This is a genomic window from uncultured Capnocytophaga sp., from assembly GCF_937936315.1.
Classification (GTDB): Bacteria; Bacteroidota; Bacteroidia; order Flavobacteriales; family Flavobacteriaceae; genus Capnocytophaga.
The window spans coordinates 13,186-30,651 of sequence record NZ_CALGWU010000063.1; the positions used below are offsets into that span (position 1 = coordinate 13,186).

Below are 17,466 nucleotides of genomic sequence, written 5' to 3' on the forward strand. Positions count from 1 at the left end.
ATGAAATCTTACATCAAAATATGCATTCTAGGAGTAGGGCTCAGCAGCCTTTCTTGTAATAAATTCTTAGACAACGAACCTCTTTCCGATTTCACAGGAGAACCGCAGCAGTCCATAAGCCTACAATCTCAATACAAATCGGTAACCGATGCCCAATCGGCTTTGAAAGGTGCTTACGACAAATTCAAACAAGATATTTTCCAATTCGAAAACTTTAGCTATGGCGATATACAATCCGATAATTGTTATGCTGGTGGCGATGGTGTCCCTGGAGAAGAAATAGACGCCGTAAAAGTTAGCTCGCTGAACTCTAAAGTAAAACTCATATGGAGCCAATATTACGAAATGGGAGGCGCTGCTACTGCCGTGATCGAAAACGCCAAACTGATGCGACAAGGAATAGACGATGCTACTAAAAAATCAATTATCGCCGAAGCTAAATTTATCCGCGCTTATGCCTATTTTGATATCGTTAGAATTTGGGGCGACGCCCCTTTGATGGTTGAACTCATCCCTCCCATCACCTCCGACAACCTTACCAAAATATACCCTAAACTATACCCTTCACGAACCCCCGAAAACAAAATCTACGAACAAATTATCAAAGACCTCGAAGAAGCTATCCCTTATTTGCAAAGCTCTAACAAAGGAGCCTTCAAAGCTACCAAAGGCGCTGCCAATGCCTTATTGGCAAAAGTATACGCTACCCAAGGAGCAAAATCAGCGCGAAACTACAACAAAGTAGTAGAACTTTGTAACAACGTAATCGCCGATGGCTATAGCTTAGTAAACAACTTCGATGACCTTTGGAATCCTGCTAATAAATTTACCTCCGAAAGCATTTTTGAAGTCTATTACGACGCTACTTCACCTAACTGGGCTTTCTGGGTACTCTTTAGCGAAGAAGATGGCAGTATTACTTGGAAACGTTATTGCACCCCTACCCATAACCTCATCGCTAAATACACCTCTGCCGATAAGCGCTTTGATTCAACTATTGCCTACAAAAGCGTACCTTACGACACCTATTTCCCCGCCAATAGATACCCTATTGCCAATAAAATACGCCAAAAAGATGGCAATATCATATTGATGCGCTTGGCCGATGTGCTCTTGCTAAAAGCTGAAGCATTAGTTGAACTCAACAGAACAAGCGAGGCTATGACCATCGTAAACACCATCCGAAACAGAGCTGGATTAGCTCCCCTCTCTACCTCTATGGTTAAAACCGAAGCCCAAGAAGCTGTTGAAAACGAACGTCAATTAGAATTAGCCCTAGAAGGACAACGATGGTATGACCTTTTGCGAAACGACCGAATGATCGCCGTTATGACTCAACATACCGACCGCAACGGACGATTGCTTTTCCCTACCCTCGCTAGCTTCCACAAATTGTGGCCTATCCCTCAAAGTGAAAAAGACTCTAACAAAAACCTTACTCAAAACCCAGGTTATTAATCTATTATACTATGAAAGCACGTAAATTCATCCCAGCAATCGCCTTCCTTATCACTTCGTTCGTCGCTTGTGAAAAAAAAGAAGACATAAAACCTAGCTCTACACCCATTATCGAATCTCTTACGGTAAAAACAACCGGAAATATAATACTTAACGACTCTCTCTACTTCGACATCAAAGGAAACGACCCTAAACGACCCCTTTCTACACTCGAAGTAACCCTTACCGCCAATGAGATTGTACTCGATAAAAAATCTATCCGAACCAAAGGTATGACTGCCGATTTAAAAAACATCTCTCTATTCGTGCCTTTTAACCCCTATATCGCTACAGGTGAAAACTTAGTACTCAACTTCACCCTCATCAATGTAGATGGAGCCGAAACTCATCAGCAAAAAGTCCTAAAAGCCCAACGACCAGAACTCCCTGATAAACTCTTCCTCCTTCTCACCGATAAAACTGTGATAACTCTTGACAAAAGCACCGAAAACCCATACTTATACGAATCGTCAACAGGAAACTACCCTAGCTCTTTCAGTGCTAAAATAACATCAAACCAAAACCTCACCGATGCTAAATATATCTGGAATGGATCTACCGACGACAATATCGCTACCTTAGGAAAAGAATTTGGCGCTGATGTGAAATTCTCGTACGACAATTGGATCGTAAAAAAAATCATCTTCGATACCTATTCTTTCAATTTAGATGTCCAAGGATTACGCCTCGCTATAAAAGTAAACAATACCCTATTGCGACTTTCTGACGAATACCTATACGCTCAAGTACCTTTTAAACAAGGTGAAGAATTTACCATCGAAGGCCTCGACAACGTTGCTCAAGCATACAACCGAGACTTCTTTGAGTACAACCCCGCAACAGGTAAATATAAATTCTTAGCCGAAACAGGCAACTGGGATGTGTACTATTCTCCTACTTACAACTATATTTGGGTCAACAAAACAAAAGATATAGCCCCTCAAGCCTATTGGATATTAGGACAAGGATTTACCTCTGTACCTCGTTGGCATAACGACTTTACTGATATAGGATGGTCTTGGACTGATATCAAACAACTTTCCTATATGCGCCGCATTAGCCCTAACCAATACCAAGCCGATGTATATCTCTCCAATAAACCTCAATGGGGACTCGATATGAAAATATACTCAAGCCTAAATAGCGACGACTACAAGCAAGCTATCTTTAGCGACGATCGTTTCTATGGCGACAAAACTGGATTCCAAGCAGCTGGTCGAGATAAAGCCGATGTGGTAAGTAACGATGACTTTGTCGAAGGTTATTACCGAATCACCTTAGATATATCCGACGGTTTAGACAATGCAAAACTCACCTTTAAAAAACTATAAAATCCCCCAATTATGAAACGCTCTTTTATAAACATCCAACTGATAACATTCATCGCTATGAACATTATATGCGCAGGATGTACCCCCGACGAAAAACCTAAACAAGACGAAAAACCTTCTAAAGAGGTTAAAGCCCCTCAGCTAAAAGGAAAATTAGTATACCACAATTATACTTCCTATACCAGCGACGACTCTAAAATGTACTTGTTCGATTTCGCTTCTCACAAATTAACCCTTATCAGTGAACAATGGAACATCCGAAACCCTATGAATGCTCACTTCTCTCCCGATGGTAAAAAAATTACCTTTATGGGAATAGGAAACGATACCAATACTTGGGACATATTTTTGTTTGACCTCACTACTAGTGCGCCCCCTGTGAACCTCACCCCTAACGGCGGAACTAGAGATGAAGACCCTAAATTCTCCCCCGACGGCAAACGCATTGCTTTTAAACAAGATTTTAGAATAGCCGAAATGAACTTAGCTACAGGAAAAGTTACTAAACTCAGCCCAGCCGATTATTCTATGCCTTACTACAACAATGCGGGCACAAAATTAATATGCTCCAAAAGCGACGGCCCTACATCTTCTATCGCAGTAATCGACTTGAAAACACGAAGTATAAAACCCCTATACGACGCTCAAAAAGTACAAGATTACTACCCCATCAATGCCGATGACAAATCTTTCTACTACTCTGTAGGATATGCCGAAAACAACCGCTTAGACCAAGTGTACCGCGGCTTCTGGAGCGGACTAAAGAGCAAACGCCTACCTTTTAACGCCTTAGATGGTAACTACTCCGATGCCTACCCCGTAAATAAAGATTGGCTCATCCTTTCAAGCACTCGAACTGGTAGCTTAGGCGGATACGATTTGTATATCGCTAATACGGTATCGGGTGAGGTATTCTCTATGAACGAGTACAACCCTCAAATCAATACCCATAAAAACGAATTAGGTGCTTGTGTGTTTATCGAAAAATAAATACAATGGAAACAACCTCGAAACAACGTCTATTAGCCCTTGATATACTGAGAGGAATTACCATTGCCGCAATGATTTTGGTAAACAACCCCGGATCGTGGGAATATATATATGCTCCATTACAACACGCACAATGGAACGGACTTACCCCTACCGATTTAATATTCCCCTCCTTTATGTTCATTATGGGAGTTGCTACCTTTATAGCCCTCAAAAAATTCGACTTCCGGTATTCCCCTCAGTTATTGAGAAAAATCACCAAACGAAGCGTCCTAATATTCGTAGTAGGGATAGGATTATCATGGTTTTCAGTAGTTGTAAAAACAGGAGATTTTACCAATTTTCAAGAGGTGCGAATTTTGGGGGTAATGCAGCGTTTGGCAATAGTATATGCTGTAACGGCTTTGGTAGCTGTTTTTGTAAAACACAAATACATTCCTCCACTTATAGCCGTATTATTAGTAATTTATGCTTTTATGCTGCTTTTAGGGAATGGTTATGCTACGGAAGGTTATAATATATTAGCAGCAACCGATCAGCATTTTTTAGGCTTGTCACATATGTTCGTGGAGTACGGATTAGATCCTGAAGGCATCTTGAGTACAATCCCTTGTATAGCTCATACTCTCATAGGTTTTTGGATAGGAAAAATACTCTTAGAAACTAAAGAGAATAGCTCACGAATGCTTCAGCTTTTTAGCATAGGAACAACTATTATGTTCATTGGTTTTCTAATGAGTTATGCCCTCCCTTTGAACAAAAAGATTTGGTCGCCTACTTATGTGTTAGTTTCTTGTGGAATAGGCGCTTTGTTCTTGTCCCTCCTTATCGAAATTATAGATGTTAAGCATCGCAAAAAGTGGACTCCTTTCTTTGAAGTGTTTGGAGTAAATCCGCTGTTTATATATGTTTTAGCTGGAGTTTTAGCTACAATAATCGAAGGAATTCCCATAGGGAATATAAGTCTTAAAGAATACCTATATCAGTCTGTTTTAACACCTATTATAGGCGATGTATTCCTAAGCTCATTAGTATATGCTCTTGCTTTCATAGCTGTGTTATGGGCAGTAGGATTTTTGTTGTACAAAAAGCGTATTTACATCAAATTGTAATTATAAAAACACGCCCAGCACTTCTCTTAGTTTTTTCAAGGCAAAGGTAATTTGGTTTTCTACAGTGCGTTTGGAGATACCGTAGTGCATAGCGATTTCGCTATTGCTCATTCCCTCTTCGCGACTCAAGCAGAAGATTTCTTTACAACGCTTAGGGAGACCCTTCAATACCTTGTTGAGTTTGTTTTGAGTAGCAGTAAGATTTTCTTGCAACTCTATAGGTTCGTCTACAGCGAGTTCATCGCTAAGAAGCTCTTGTATAACTTCTATTTGTATAGTGTTGAATTTTCGGTCACGCAGATAATTATACACCTTATAACGCACCGCCTGCCGCAAATAGGCATCAATAGCGTAATTTTGTATATTTTTGCAGCGTTTCCAATAGTCTATCCACACCTCTTGAACGATATCTTTAGCGGCATCTTCATCCATCACCACCGATTGCGCCCATACATATAGAGGTTTCCACAGCCTATCAAAAAGTTCTTGAAAGGCAGTTTTATCCCCTTGTTGTATACGCTGGTGCAAAGAAGCGTAATATGTTGCAAAATCGTTCATTGGTATATGGTTGTTTAAAGAAAAACCGCCCAAAAACCTTATTGAGGTACTTTTGGGCAGTTTCTTATATATTATAGTCAATCATTCGTTAGTCTACTTTGATGTCGGTATTTACGTTTTTGCTACCTACAAGAGCGTAGAACAATAGGAAAGCAAGAGCAAGTACAATCACCCAGTAGCTTTCTATGTAACCTACCACATCGGCTACAGCCCCTTGGATAGCTGGCAAGATACCACCACCACAAACCATCGCCATAAAGATACCTGAAGCGGCAGCAGTGTATTTACCTAATCCTTCGGTAGCGAGGTTGAAGATGCCACCCCACATTACTGAAGTACACAAACCACAAAGTACAAGGAACATAATGCTCATTGGCACTTCGGCTAAACCAAAAGATATATCAGCTTTAAATACTGGCATATTCACCACTTGAGTAGTAGGAGTCAATATCGCTAAAACTACAAAAAGAATTCCTAAAGCAGATACAAAGGTAAGCATCCCTTTGCTTGAGAATTTAGCTCCTAATGAACCTCCTGTCAAACGACCGATAAACATCAAAAACCAATAAGTTCCTACTACCGAACCTGCAGTAGTAGTATCAATACCTAAACCATTGGCTTCACTACCACTGGTCATAAATAAATTGGCAATATTAGGAATCCCTACTTCAATACCTACATAGAGGAAAATAGCAATCGCTCCTAAGATAAAGTGGCGGAACGACATAGGGCTATGTGTGTCTTTTACAGCATTTACATTGGCTTGAGCCGCGTGAGGTTCGGGTATTTGCATAGAGAAAAGCACGATAAATGCCAAAGCAAAAATACCCATCGCTAAGAAGAGTGCAGGGTTAGCATCGGCAATTGAAGTACCGGCGCTAATAGTACCGATGAGGTAACCTACCAATACAGGTACAATGGTTGCCCCGATAGAGTTGATAGCCCCTCCAAACTGCAAGAGTTGGTTACCTTTTTTACCTCCTCCACCAAGAGTGTTGAGCATTGGGTTTACTACCACATTGAGCATACACATAGAGAAGCCCGAAATAAAAGCTCCTGTGAGGTATACCGCAAAACTACCCGCAATACCTGATAGGAATGTAACGCATACTCCAGTAAAACCTACCACGATAGCGGTTAAAGCTGTTTTTTTATAGCCAATGCGTTGTAACATTTTCCCTGCTGGGATACCCATAAAGGCATAAGCGATGAAGTTGGCTAAGTTCCCCAATTGCGACTCGAGGTTGCTCGCCATAAATTGGTTTTTTACAATAACCCCAAATGGGTTTTGCAAGCCTGTTACGAATGATATCATAAAGAATAGAGCGAACATCATTGCAATAGGCAATACGTAACTTTTGTTTTGTTGATTTTGGTGTTCCATTATTTTTAATTATTTATTTTTAATTAGTTGAAAAAAGGTAAGAGATAAGAGGTAAGAGATAAGAATGTGTTACCTATTCCCTGACACCTGACACCTGTTACCTAATTTTGACGGCAAAAGTAAATAAACCAAAATTAAAACGCAACAAAAACGAAGACTTTTTTAAGGTTTATTTATGATTTTTTTAAAGAAATACATATTAGGCATTAGGAATCAGAGGGTAGGAGATGAAATAAAATTGAAATTTTTTATCAATTAAAAACATTCTATTTGTCAGTTTGTGGTATTATCTAGGGTTTCCCTAATAAAAACAGAGGATGATAATAATAGTAAAAATAGCTTTCAAATTTACATAAATTATGATGCAAATACAATTGTAAAATCAGTGTTTTGTTAAATTAGAAATTAAATAGGTGAAGTGAGGCGGGCGGGGCAGATAAGTCTGACACTGAAACTTAATCATTCGTAAATACTACTCGCTATGGCAAAGGTTTGGGTATGCGCTCGTAGAATCGAGGCGAGTTGTGGGGAATACCCTCCTCCCATTGAGCATTGTACAGGCAGTTGATACCGATGACACGTTTCAAAAACAAGGCGATCGCGTTCACCGCAACCTTCTACAGTAAGGGATAACTTACCTAACTTATCGGTTGCTAGCACATCTACCCCTGCTTGATAAAACACAAAATCGGGTTGATGGGCTTCTATGAGCTGTGGCAAAGTGCTGCGCAATATATCTAAATAGGTTTTGTCATCTGTGTCATTGGGCAGGGCTATATCTTTATCCGATTGTTCCTTTTCAAAAGGGTAATTAGCTTGTGCGTGCATTGAAAAGGTGAAAACTTCGGGGGTATTTCTAAAAATTTCGGCAGTACCATTGCCTTGGTGTACATCTAAATCTACTATGAGCACCTTTTTCACCGCTGTGTGATGTAGCAAATAAGCGGCAGCAATAGCTTGATCGTTGAGCATACAAAAGCCTTCCCCGCGGTTTGAAAAAGCGTGATGGGTGCCTCCTGCTATATTAAAGGCGATTTCTCCCGTACGCAATGCCCACAAAGCGCCTTCTACAGTGCCTTGCACCAAGGTAAGTTCGCGATCTACTAACTGCTGACATTGTACAAAACCAATGGGCAATGCTTCTTTATGTGAAAGTGTTAAGTGTAAGAAATTGTGTAAGTAAGGTTGCGTATGCACCAAAGCGGCTGTAGCTTGTGTAGCTTTTTCGGGGGTGTGGAAGTTGGACGCACTGGCGATGCCTTCATAGAGGAGTTGTTGAGGCAAGAGGGCATACTTTTCCATCGGAAAACGATGGTTTTCGGGCACTGGATGATTGTATAATGGGTGATAGGCGATATACATTAGGGGAGTGAGATTAGATTAAGTATTTCATTTGCCAAAACAATTAATTGCGAGTCTAAGTGTAAATCCTTCAAAAATGGGATTTTCTCTAAAAGGAACAGCATAGCCTATTTTAGCATCAACAAAATTGAAAACCGAAAGTCCTATATGAGGTTCTATAGCGTGGGTGTTGATAGCGAAACCTCCACCTAAAAGGAGCGCACAAAATTCAGCACCTACTTCGGGGATAATTTGCACTTTTGAAGGCATATCGCTATGAAAGCCTATATGCGTACCCCCATACAAGGATATCCCTCCTAAATCGGGTTTGGTGTTTAGAGAAGCCCCCGCAAAAATTAGGTTATGAGAGCGATTGGTATGGGTATAGCCCATCCTTGCACCCCAATAGCCAAAATCCTGAGCTACAACTGCACAGGGTGATAAAATAAATAGTATGAGTAAGTATTTCATATAAATTAGAAAATTAACAAAGAAATTCATAGGACGGGGCGGACAAGTGAGACAAGGCAGACGCTGACCCCTGAAACCTAACACCTGAAACCTAACACCTGAAACCTGAAAACCTATACCTTCTCATTCCAGTAGTAGCTATCGGGGTAGATGCGCTGACCAAAGATAGCGGTACCTACGCGCACGATAGTAGCGCCTTCCTCGATAGCGGTTTCGAGGTCACCGCTCATTCCCATTGAAAGCTCTTTGGGGTCTACATTGGGGAGGTTAAGGGCAATAATATCCTGCTGGATGCGTTTGAGGAGTTGGAAGCAGGCGCGCACCTTTTCGGTTTCGGCACTAAACAAGCCTATTGTCATCAGTCCTTTGATGTGGAGGGTAGGCAGGGTTGCCACTTGTTTTACAAGGTCGAGCACTTCGGAAGGGTCAGCACCAAATTTACTTTCCTCATTAGACGTATTCACTTGGATAAAGATATCGAGTTCTTTGCCCTCACTAGCAAGGCGATTGTGGAGTTTTTGGGCTAAATCAAGGCGATCTACCGATTCTACACAACTCACTTCATAGCGCAATATTTCTTTGATTTTATTGGTTTGCAAATGACCGATAAAATGATTCGTATGGGGAGTATCTTTCAGAGCTTCGTATTTTTCTTTGAGTTCCTGCACTTTGTTTTCGGCGATGAGGGTATATCCTGCCTCAAGTGCTATTTTGATGCGTTCAGGAGTTACGGTTTTGGTGGCTAAGAGGAGTTTTACCTCCTCGGGTTTGCGACCTGCTTTAGCACAGGCTTTGGCAATGCGTTGTTGTATTAATTCGATGTTTTGCAGAATGTTTTCCATTATCAAGGGTTGAAAAGTTATAAAAAATAAAAAGTTGCCTGATAAACCAGACTATGGCGACAAAAGTAGTAAAAATATCTCATATTTGCTAATTTACCAATTATTTACTACCTTTGTCGCTCATATTAAAATTTTTTCCAGTTGAAAACACTACGTACTTACGAAGATTTTAAAGCCATTGTTTTTCACAAAAAACAAGTAGCGATTAGCAAAGAAGCTAAACATTTGATTGAGGAGAGTTATAACTTTCTAAAAGAATTTGCCAACGATAAAATTATCTACGGCGTAAATACTGGTTTTGGTCCTATGGCACAATATCGCATAGAGCCTGAAGACCAATTGCAATTGCAGTATAACCTCATCCGTAGCCACGCTTCAGGCTGTGGAGAAGTATTTGATATAAAAACAGTACGCGCAGCGATTCTCTGCCGTTTAAACAGTCTTTCTCTTGGTAAATCGGGGGTGCATATAGAGGCTATTGAGCTGATGCGCGACCTATTGAACTACCGCATTACCCCGCTTATCTTTCAGCACGGCGGAGTAGGCGCTAGTGGCGACCTCGTGCAGTTGGCTCACCTCGCCTTAGTACTCATAGGCGAAGGCGAAGTGTTCTACAAAGGCTTGCGCCGACCAACGGCTGAAGTATTTGCCGAAGTAGGCATCAAACCGCTACAAATACACTTGCGCGAAGGACTTTCGCTGATGAACGGTACCTCGGTAATGACGGGCTTGGCAGGGGTGAATCTCTATTACGCCGAAAAACTATTGGACTGGACAGTAAAATTCAGTTGTGCTATCAATGAACTGGTGCAGACTTATGACGACCATTTTTCACCTGAATTGAACAACGCCAAACAGCATACCGGTCAGCAGGATATCGCTAAGCTAATGCGTGAGTTTCTCGCCGACAGCAAGCGCACCCGCAAACGCGCAGAACACCTTTACCAAGGAGAACACAACGAGACTGTTTTCAAAGAAAAAGTTCAAGAATACTACTCTTTGCGTTGTGTACCACAGATATTAGGTCCTGTGTTAGACACTTTGCAACACACTCAGCGCATTTTTGAAGAAGAACTCAACTCGGCTAACGACAACCCTATCGTAGATTTGCCTACCCAGCAGGTATATCATGGGGGGAACTTCCACGGCGATTATATTTCCCTTGAAATGGACAAGCTCAAACTCGTGGTTACCCGTATGGCAATGCTTGCCGAACGACAACTCAACTACCTATTGAACCCTAAAATCAACGAGCTTTTACCGCCATTTGTAAATGCGGGCAAACTCGGCTTTAACTTCGGTATGCAAGGGGTGCAATTCACCGCTACCTCCACCACTGCCGAGTGCCAAACCCTCTCTACCTCTATGTATGTGCATAGTATCCCGAATAATAACGACAATCAGGATATCGTGAGTATGGGAACGAATGCCGCAACGCTCACCCGAAAGGTGATAGAGAACGCTTTTCAAGTGCTTGCTATTGAAGCGATTACTATTGCTCAGGCTATCGATATTTTGGGATGTTATGACGAGCTTTCAAGCACTACCCAAAAATGGTATGACGAAATAAGAAGTATTATTCCGTTCTTCAAAGAAGACTTGGTGTTTTATCCTTATTTGAAGGATATGGTATCGTGGTTAAAAAAATAGAATAATCAGACAAGTCTGACAAGTCAGACTTATCAGACAGGAAAAACTAAATAAAAAAACAAAATGAGAAAGTACGCTATCATTACAGGCGGTTCGCGAGGCATAGGGCGCGCTATATGCGAAAAACTCGCGCAAGACACCGATTATCACCTACTCATTACTTACCAAAGCAATGAGGTAGCTGCCCTTGAAACCCTTAATCACATCAAAAAATTAGGGAGTGATGGAGAGATTATCCGCTTTGACGTTTCTGATCACCAAAGCACTACCGAAGCCCTCACTAAATGGCAACACGACAATAAAGATGCTGTGGTAGAGGTGATTGTGAACAACGCGGGTATCAATCGCGACGGACTTTTTATGTGGATGCCCCAAGAGGATTGGAGCAAAGTAATCTCTACTACCCTCGATGGCTTCTACAACGTAACGAACTTCTTTATCCAAAAAATGTTACGCCATCGCTACGGACGTATTATCAACATCTCATCGGTATCGGGGGTAAAGGGAACTGCAGGGCAAACTAACTACTCGGCTGCTAAAGGGGCTATCATTGCTGCTACTAAAGCCTTAGCTCAAGAAGTGGCTAAACGTCATATCACTGTAAATGCTATTGCTCCTGGGTTTATACGCACCGATATGACTTCCTCTCTCAACGAAGAAGACCTCGTAAAACTGATTCCTGTAGGGCGTTTTGGCGAAGCTGAAGAAGTAGCCGACCTCGTATCGTTTTTAGTGTCTAAAAAAGCCTCGTATATCACCGGAGAAGTGATAAATATCAACGGGGGAGTATATAGTTAAGTGAAAAGCGAATAGTGAAAAAAACTGTCCACCATCCTGCTGGACAGTTTTTCTCATTTACTAACCTACTAATTTACTAACCTACTAATTTGCTAATCTGCTAATTATAAACTACCTTTGCCCCATTATTCGTAACTCGTCATTCGCAATTATGAAAGAAATCTTCACTGCTCTACAGAACAAACTCAAAGTAGGCAATCGCCGCGGCGTGCATCTCAACGCTATTCCCGCTGCTTCGCGCTATAAATTTGATATTGCACGACTTTCGGCTATCTTCAAAAGCTTGCCCGAACGCTTTATCCTCGACCTCCTTACCCTGCGCAACCTCAACTTTTCGTTTTCTATTCACGATACCGAAAGTACTGATATAGAACGCCGTAGCGCCTCTTCCGAAAGCCGTAACAACAGCTTTGAACGCAATCCTGCCCTCGAAAAACTCGTAGATAGCATCGAAAACCTAATGTTCCAAAGCGAGGTTATCACTTCCGAAAAAGGGGTGAACACGCTCGGTTTTGGCTTCCCTATACTGTTGCGCCGCGATATGGGCGACGGACAGCTCACAGCAGCTCCTATCCTAATTTGGTCGGTGAAGATAAAGCCAGCTACCCAAATGAATACGTGGGTGATAAGCCGCAATGAGGACGACCCTATCTACCTGAACGAGGTGCTCACCAACCACCTACAAAACGATTCGGGCGTAAGCCTCAAACCTATCCCCGATGAGATGCTGGAAGACGGCAAAATCGATAAACCCGAACTGCACTCTCTTTGCTCGGATATCCTCAACCAACTGAAAGTTACCCAAAACTTGGATTTCTTGCTGAACAACTATACCGAAATTCTCCCCCTAAAAACTAAAGCGGAGTACGAGGAACTTTTGCCTAACAAAGGTGATGCTTTTATAGAAAAATGCGGTATCCTCTCCCTATTTGAAGTCCAAAAACAGAACATCATCAACGATTACGAATCGCTGAAAAAGGAATTTGTACCTTTGCAGGCAACAGCCAACGAACAATTCCAATCGCTGAGCGCTATTGAAACCGACCCCTCTCAACAATCGATTTTGGAATCGCTGAAAAGTCAGCAGAAAATTCTTATTCAAGGTCCTCCAGGGACAGGCAAGAGCCAAACGCTCACGGCAATTCTCATCAATGCTTTGGAAAACAAACAGAAAACATTAGTAGTCTGTGAAAAGCAAACTGCCCTCGAAGTGCTCTACAACGCCCTCCAAAACAAAGGTTTGGGTAGGTATTGCACAATGATAAAAGATGCCATTGCCGACCGAAAGCTCATTGTTGATGCGGTGCGTAACCATATTGATAATGCCGAGTTTAAAAAAGAAACACCTGCCTTCCCCGAAAATCTCCTTGCTGAACAAGTGCAAGCAATGCGCAAAATCACAACAGATATCAATGCTATTCACCACAAACTCAACCAACCGCTCCTCAACCAACTGTCGTGGACAGATGTAATGGCGGAGCTAATGCGCTACGAAACAGATAGAGAAGAGCTCGACCTCTCGGCTTTCTCTTTTCAGTTTACCAATGAAGAGTTTACCTCTCTCGCACCCCTTTGGCAACAAGGTGAGCCGCTCTATCAGCGCTATGTGCCTTACGCTCAAAATCATCTATTCAACCCTAAAAAACTCACCGCTACCAATCTGTTTAACACCCAGCAACAAGTAGCCGAAGCCTTTAAGCAATACGTACAACAGTGGGAGGTTATCCAGCAACAAATAGCTGTTTATAAAGCCTATTACTTGCACAAACGAAAAGAAGAATTTACACAACAGCTGGATACCTTAGCGCAATACCGCAATGAGTATGAGCTCATTACCGCTACGCTCCCCCCTACTTCAGCTGTGTATCAACCAGAGGTCACCAAAGGATTTTTCTACAAGCTCTCAGCACTCTTTTCTACCGAGAAAAAGCAGGTGCTGAAAACCCAAAAACGTTTGCAAGAACTCTGCACTGCGATTAAAGCGCTCAGTTTACACCGCAATTTTTCATCGATTGCTATTTCGGATAACTTATTGCTCAACAAAACTGTTATCGCCGAGTACACTCCTGCCATTGCCCAAGCACAAACCGATTTTGACAGCAAATCCAATGCTGATTTCGCAGCCTTAGACCTGCTGAATTACTACGATCGCTCGTTTGCAAATGCCGATTTAGACAAGCTCACAAGCGAAGTAAAATCGCTTAAAAACCGCATAGAAGCTGATAGTTGGCTCGACTCCCTCAATTTTGGCAATACCTTTGCCGATTTTGAAGCCTTTATCACCCGTAGTTTGGCGACCTACAACAGCTATCAAGCCGACCCTGCACAACCTTTGGTAGCTCAGTACGAGTGGTTTGCATTCTTCCAATCGCTCAACGATTTCCAAGAGCGCATCGTTTTATCACTTACGAAAGTAACCCATTGGGAAGCCTCCTTCCTCCACGCCTATTACAGCTTGCTCTTACAACAAAATGCCGATGATACGCTAAACTTCAACGAGCGCGATTACGCCGATTTTAAAAAGAAAGTACACTACTTTGCCTCTTCCCAAAAAGATTTTATCGAGGGATACTGGAATGCCCAGCAACGCAAAGCAGTAAAAACTTTTGAAGAAGCAAACAAGGAACTCACTGTGGCGAACCTCTACAACAAGCGCAAAAGTGAAAAACACAACCGCCTTACCTTGAGACAAATAGCAATGAAGGACACCGACCTCTTTACGAGTTTCTTTCCTATTATCCTCACCACCCCCGATGCTTGTTGCAATCTGTTTGAGGGCAAGAATTTCTATTTCGACAATGTAGTGTTTGACGAGGCAAGTCAGCTGAAACTTGAAGACAACCTGCCGGCTATGCTCAAAGGTAAAACGATTATCATCGCAGGTGATGAACACCAAATGCCGCCGTCTAACTACTTTAGCAAAGTATTCGACGGTACTGCCGAAGATGACGACGATAACGAGGAAGAAGATGAAGTGCTCACCTACAAAAATGCGATGCTGAACATAGAGTCGCTTTTGGATTACGCTTTGGAATACCAATTCAGTAAGAACCATTTAGATTTTCACTATCGTTCTAAACACCCTTATCTGATTGATTTTTCTAACCACGCTTTCTACAACGCCCGATTGCGTCCGCTACCCAGCACCGAAAGCCGTACCCCTATCCATTTCACTCAGGTAAATGGCACTTTTGATGAACATATCAACCGTGAGGAAGCTGCCGAAGTATTGCGTATCCTCTCACAAATAGAACCTCGTTCTGACGGTAGTTACCCATCGGTGGGGATTGCGACCTTCAACATCACCCAGCGCAACTACATACGCAAACAGATACTCCAAAAGCAAAACGACCCTACGCAAACGGCTTTCCGCGAGAAAATCAACGCCTTAGAGCAAGCAGGACTCTTTATTAAGAACTTGGAGAACATACAAGGTGACGAGCGCGATATCATCATCTTATCGGTAACTTATGGCAAGAAGAAAGGCGGCAAGTTCGTACAGAGTTTTGGTCCGCTAAACTTCTCCAAAGGCTACAAACTGCTGAATGTGATTATCACCCGCGCCAAGGAACAGATATACGTGTGCAACTCTATCCCCGAAGAATTGTTAGCCACCTATAAAGAGGCTTTAGCGCAAGAAGGTGCTAACAACCGCCGCGCTGTGCTCTACGCCTACCTCGCCTACGCCCGTGCTGTAAGCGACGGCAATGATGCCCTCCGCCGTGAAATCCTATCGGAACTCGACCTCTATGGACACAAACACACCGATATCGACCAGCAAAGTAAAAGTGCTTTTAAAGAACAAACCTACCGTCAGCTCAAAGAAAAATACCCTGACCAGCGCATCACAATGGACTACGAGTTTGGCGGTTATACTATCGATATTTTGTTAGAGCCCAAGGAAGGCAAGCCCGTAGCTGTAGAATGCCTTAGCAAACCCCTTTACAACAACGATTTAGCCTATTTAGAAGACCTACACAAGGAAAAAATATTGCTCAACGCCGGCTTTGACTACAAAAGAAAATGGGCGAAATGATAATGACGAATGACGAGAGACGAGAGACGAATGACGAGGGACGAGAGGTATTTCATTATGTAAATTCGTGTTTCACATACCTAGCTGTGAACCCTCGCTGGCTTTGTGGGAGATTAAAAATATTTTGCTGATTGTTAAACAATTACTTACGTCGGACTCACGTTATCTTAGAGTTTAGGTTTGTAAAAAAAATTAAAAAATAACAATGAAATGAGAAATATAAACAAGATTACAAATATATTCAATTTGTATTACTCAAAAAAAATTACAAGAGAAGAAAGATTAACAATGTTAAAAAACAGTATAAATATTGAAGATTTTAACGAAGCTATTTTATTATTGGAAGATGGTAAAAGTTTGGAAGATGTTCGGAATGTTATCCTAACGGGGTGGTTGTTAAATTGTTTTAACCCCTCTAACGAAGAACCTTTAAGGAGATTACTCTTATTGAATTTTCATAATTCCCACGAAGATATTGTTGATTTATTTCAAACAATGTGGAATAATAGTACCGAAAATATACCTTTTCTATTAAAAGCGATAGATAATATCCCTGAGTATTTAGAGCCAGAAGATTTTAAATATCCTTATATACGAAAAATCATTTATGCTATAGGAGCTCAACTACAGCCTGAGAGTCTTTTAGCTTTAGAAAAATTGGCATCTGAGACTAATGATATAAAAATAAAGGAATTGGCTTTGCACCAGTTAGAAAAGAGAAAAGAATTGGGACGGTGGGAATATGAAAAGAATAGATGATTAGGGTTTAAACTATTACATTTCTTGTCAAAGAGTTATTCAAGATTTTTCAAATATGTTTCCAAATGTAAAAATTTATTTGGTCGATGGTTTAAAATAGAAGTACAAAGAATATGATTAAAATAGAAAGAAATACCAAACCTTTTTGTTTAATTAAAGAAAAAACGATGGATTGGGGAGAAAAATATGATGAATATTCTCCAATGTTTAATATCATATTAACATCTAATGATTATTCTCTTGAGGAATCTATTGTGTTCTTTGGGGAAAACAATTTTAAAAAGCAATTGTTTTCATTGTATAATGTTATAAATAACAAAGAGGAACAAGAGCGAATTATAAATTATAATAATGAAAGAATTGAGAATCGTCCATACATATTAGATTTAATAAAATTCTATATTGAAAAGAATAAAGACATTCTATCTCCTTGGGAAAAATATGATTTAGGACTTGAAGAACTTGACTTTATTAAAATAATTATTTATGAAATGGAGAAAGAGCTATATTATGTGAATTAATAAAGAAAAGAGTTCGTTTCTAAGTTAGTTGAAGAACTTAATTTAGGTAAGTTTATTAAGAGGATAGGTGATTATGAAGTTTATGAAAATGGAGAAGTGTTTTATCGCACTATGTCTAAAGAACATTATGATGAACTTTTAAGAAGGAATAAATAATTAGAGGTAGAATATTGTTT

At 41.0% G+C, this 17,466-nt stretch carries 14 protein-coding genes; 9 read left to right on the top strand and 5 right to left on the bottom strand.

Features of this window, described 5'->3' with window-relative positions; translation table 11 throughout:
- The 4 genes from Q0162_RS12550 to Q0162_RS12565 are packed head-to-tail and all read left to right on the top strand — an operon-like array spanning position 1 to position 4,930.
- Positions 1-1,458, top strand: coding sequence for a RagB/SusD family nutrient uptake outer membrane protein (locus tag Q0162_RS12550; protein ID WP_297892328.1), 1,458 nt, complete (start codon positions 1-3; stop codon positions 1,456-1,458).
- An 11-nt stretch (positions 1,459-1,469) separates the two neighbouring features.
- On the top strand, positions 1,470-2,828 hold the full coding sequence (locus tag Q0162_RS12555) for a DUF5016 domain-containing protein (protein WP_297892331.1): 1,359 nt from the start codon (positions 1,470-1,472) through the stop codon (positions 2,826-2,828).
- Positions 2,829-2,840: 12 nt separating this feature from the next.
- Entirely contained in the window at positions 2,841-3,818 is a 978-nt protein-coding gene (locus Q0162_RS12560; protein ID WP_297892334.1) for a hypothetical protein, read from the top strand.
- A gap of 5 nt (positions 3,819-3,823) precedes the next feature.
- Positions 3,824-4,930: an acyltransferase family protein gene (locus Q0162_RS12565; protein WP_297892337.1), complete on the top strand. Its 1,107-nt coding sequence runs from the start codon at positions 3,824-3,826 to the stop codon at positions 4,928-4,930.
- On the opposite strand, the gene Q0162_RS12570 is transcribed toward Q0162_RS12565, so the two are convergent.
- The 5 genes from Q0162_RS12570 to Q0162_RS12590 form a co-directional block, all read right to left on the bottom strand.
- Positions 4,931-5,488 (bottom strand): RNA polymerase sigma factor, encoded by a 558-nt coding sequence (locus Q0162_RS12570; RefSeq protein WP_297892339.1) that lies wholly within the window; start codon positions 5,486-5,488, stop codon positions 4,931-4,933.
- 88 nt (positions 5,489-5,576) lie between these two features.
- Entirely contained in the window at positions 5,577-6,872 is a 1,296-nt protein-coding gene (locus tag Q0162_RS12575) for an MFS transporter (protein ID WP_297892342.1), read from the bottom strand.
- 459 nt (positions 6,873-7,331) lie between these two features.
- Complete coding sequence (locus tag Q0162_RS12580) at positions 7,332-8,234, bottom strand: histone deacetylase (protein WP_297892345.1); 903 nt, start codon at positions 8,232-8,234, stop codon at positions 7,332-7,334.
- Positions 8,235-8,261: 27 nt separating this feature from the next.
- Positions 8,262-8,684 (bottom strand): hypothetical protein, encoded by a 423-nt coding sequence (locus Q0162_RS12585; protein WP_297892346.1) that lies wholly within the window; start codon positions 8,682-8,684, stop codon positions 8,262-8,264.
- Positions 8,685-8,797: 113 nt separating this feature from the next.
- Positions 8,798-9,526: a YggS family pyridoxal phosphate-dependent enzyme gene (locus tag Q0162_RS12590; RefSeq protein WP_297892349.1), complete on the bottom strand. Its 729-nt coding sequence runs from the start codon at positions 9,524-9,526 to the stop codon at positions 8,798-8,800.
- A gap of 141 nt (positions 9,527-9,667) precedes the next feature.
- On the opposite strand from Q0162_RS12590, the gene hutH reads away from it, so the two are divergent.
- The 5 genes from hutH to Q0162_RS12615 all read left to right on the top strand — a co-directional run bounded on the left by hutH (position 9,668) and on the right by Q0162_RS12615 (position 17,290).
- A complete protein-coding gene (gene hutH / locus Q0162_RS12595) occupies positions 9,668-11,176 on the top strand; it encodes a histidine ammonia-lyase (protein WP_297892352.1) in 1,509 nt (502 codons plus the stop codon).
- Positions 11,177-11,239: 63 nt separating this feature from the next.
- Entirely contained in the window at positions 11,240-11,974 is a 735-nt protein-coding gene (gene fabG, locus Q0162_RS12600; protein WP_002681301.1) for a 3-oxoacyl-ACP reductase FabG, read from the top strand.
- A gap of 148 nt (positions 11,975-12,122) precedes the next feature.
- The gene (locus Q0162_RS12605; protein ID WP_297892516.1) at positions 12,123-16,010 is read left to right on the top strand and encodes an AAA domain-containing protein; all 3,888 of its coding nucleotides are present in this window, start codon (positions 12,123-12,125) and stop codon (positions 16,008-16,010) included.
- Positions 16,011-16,220: 210 nt separating this feature from the next.
- Positions 16,221-16,769: a hypothetical protein gene (locus Q0162_RS12610; protein ID WP_297892356.1), complete on the top strand. Its 549-nt coding sequence runs from the start codon at positions 16,221-16,223 to the stop codon at positions 16,767-16,769.
- 113 nt (positions 16,770-16,882) lie between these two features.
- Complete coding sequence (locus Q0162_RS12615; RefSeq protein WP_297892358.1) at positions 16,883-17,290, top strand: hypothetical protein; 408 nt, start codon at positions 16,883-16,885, stop codon at positions 17,288-17,290.
- The last annotated feature ends 176 nt before the right edge of the window (positions 17,291-17,466 follow it).

Coding starts and splice junctions, on each gene's coding strand:
- Q0162_RS12550 (WP_297892328.1), top strand. CDS start 1: ATGAAATCTTACATCAAAATATGCATTCTAGGAGTAGGGCTCAGCAGC.
- Q0162_RS12555 (WP_297892331.1), top strand. CDS start 1,470: ATGAAAGCACGTAAATTCATCCCAGCAATCGCCTTCCTTATCACTTCG.
- Q0162_RS12560 (WP_297892334.1), top strand. CDS start 2,841: ATGAAACGCTCTTTTATAAACATCCAACTGATAACATTCATCGCTATG.
- Q0162_RS12565 (WP_297892337.1), top strand. CDS start 3,824: ATGGAAACAACCTCGAAACAACGTCTATTAGCCCTTGATATACTGAGA.
- Q0162_RS12570 (WP_297892339.1), bottom strand. CDS start 5,488: ATGAACGATTTTGCAACATATTACGCTTCTTTGCACCAGCGTATACAA.
- Q0162_RS12575 (WP_297892342.1), bottom strand. CDS start 6,872: ATGGAACACCAAAATCAACAAAACAAAAGTTACGTATTGCCTATTGCA.
- Q0162_RS12580 (WP_297892345.1), bottom strand. CDS start 8,234: ATGTATATCGCCTATCACCCATTATACAATCATCCAGTGCCCGAAAAC.
- Q0162_RS12585 (WP_297892346.1), bottom strand. CDS start 8,684: ATGAAATACTTACTCATACTATTTATTTTATCACCCTGTGCAGTTGTA.
- Q0162_RS12590 (WP_297892349.1), bottom strand. CDS start 9,526: ATGGAAAACATTCTGCAAAACATCGAATTAATACAACAACGCATTGCC.
- fabG (WP_002681301.1), top strand. CDS start 11,240: ATGAGAAAGTACGCTATCATTACAGGCGGTTCGCGAGGCATAGGGCGC.
- Q0162_RS12610 (WP_297892356.1), top strand. CDS start 16,221: ATGAGAAATATAAACAAGATTACAAATATATTCAATTTGTATTACTCA.
- Q0162_RS12615 (WP_297892358.1), top strand. CDS start 16,883: ATGATTAAAATAGAAAGAAATACCAAACCTTTTTGTTTAATTAAAGAA.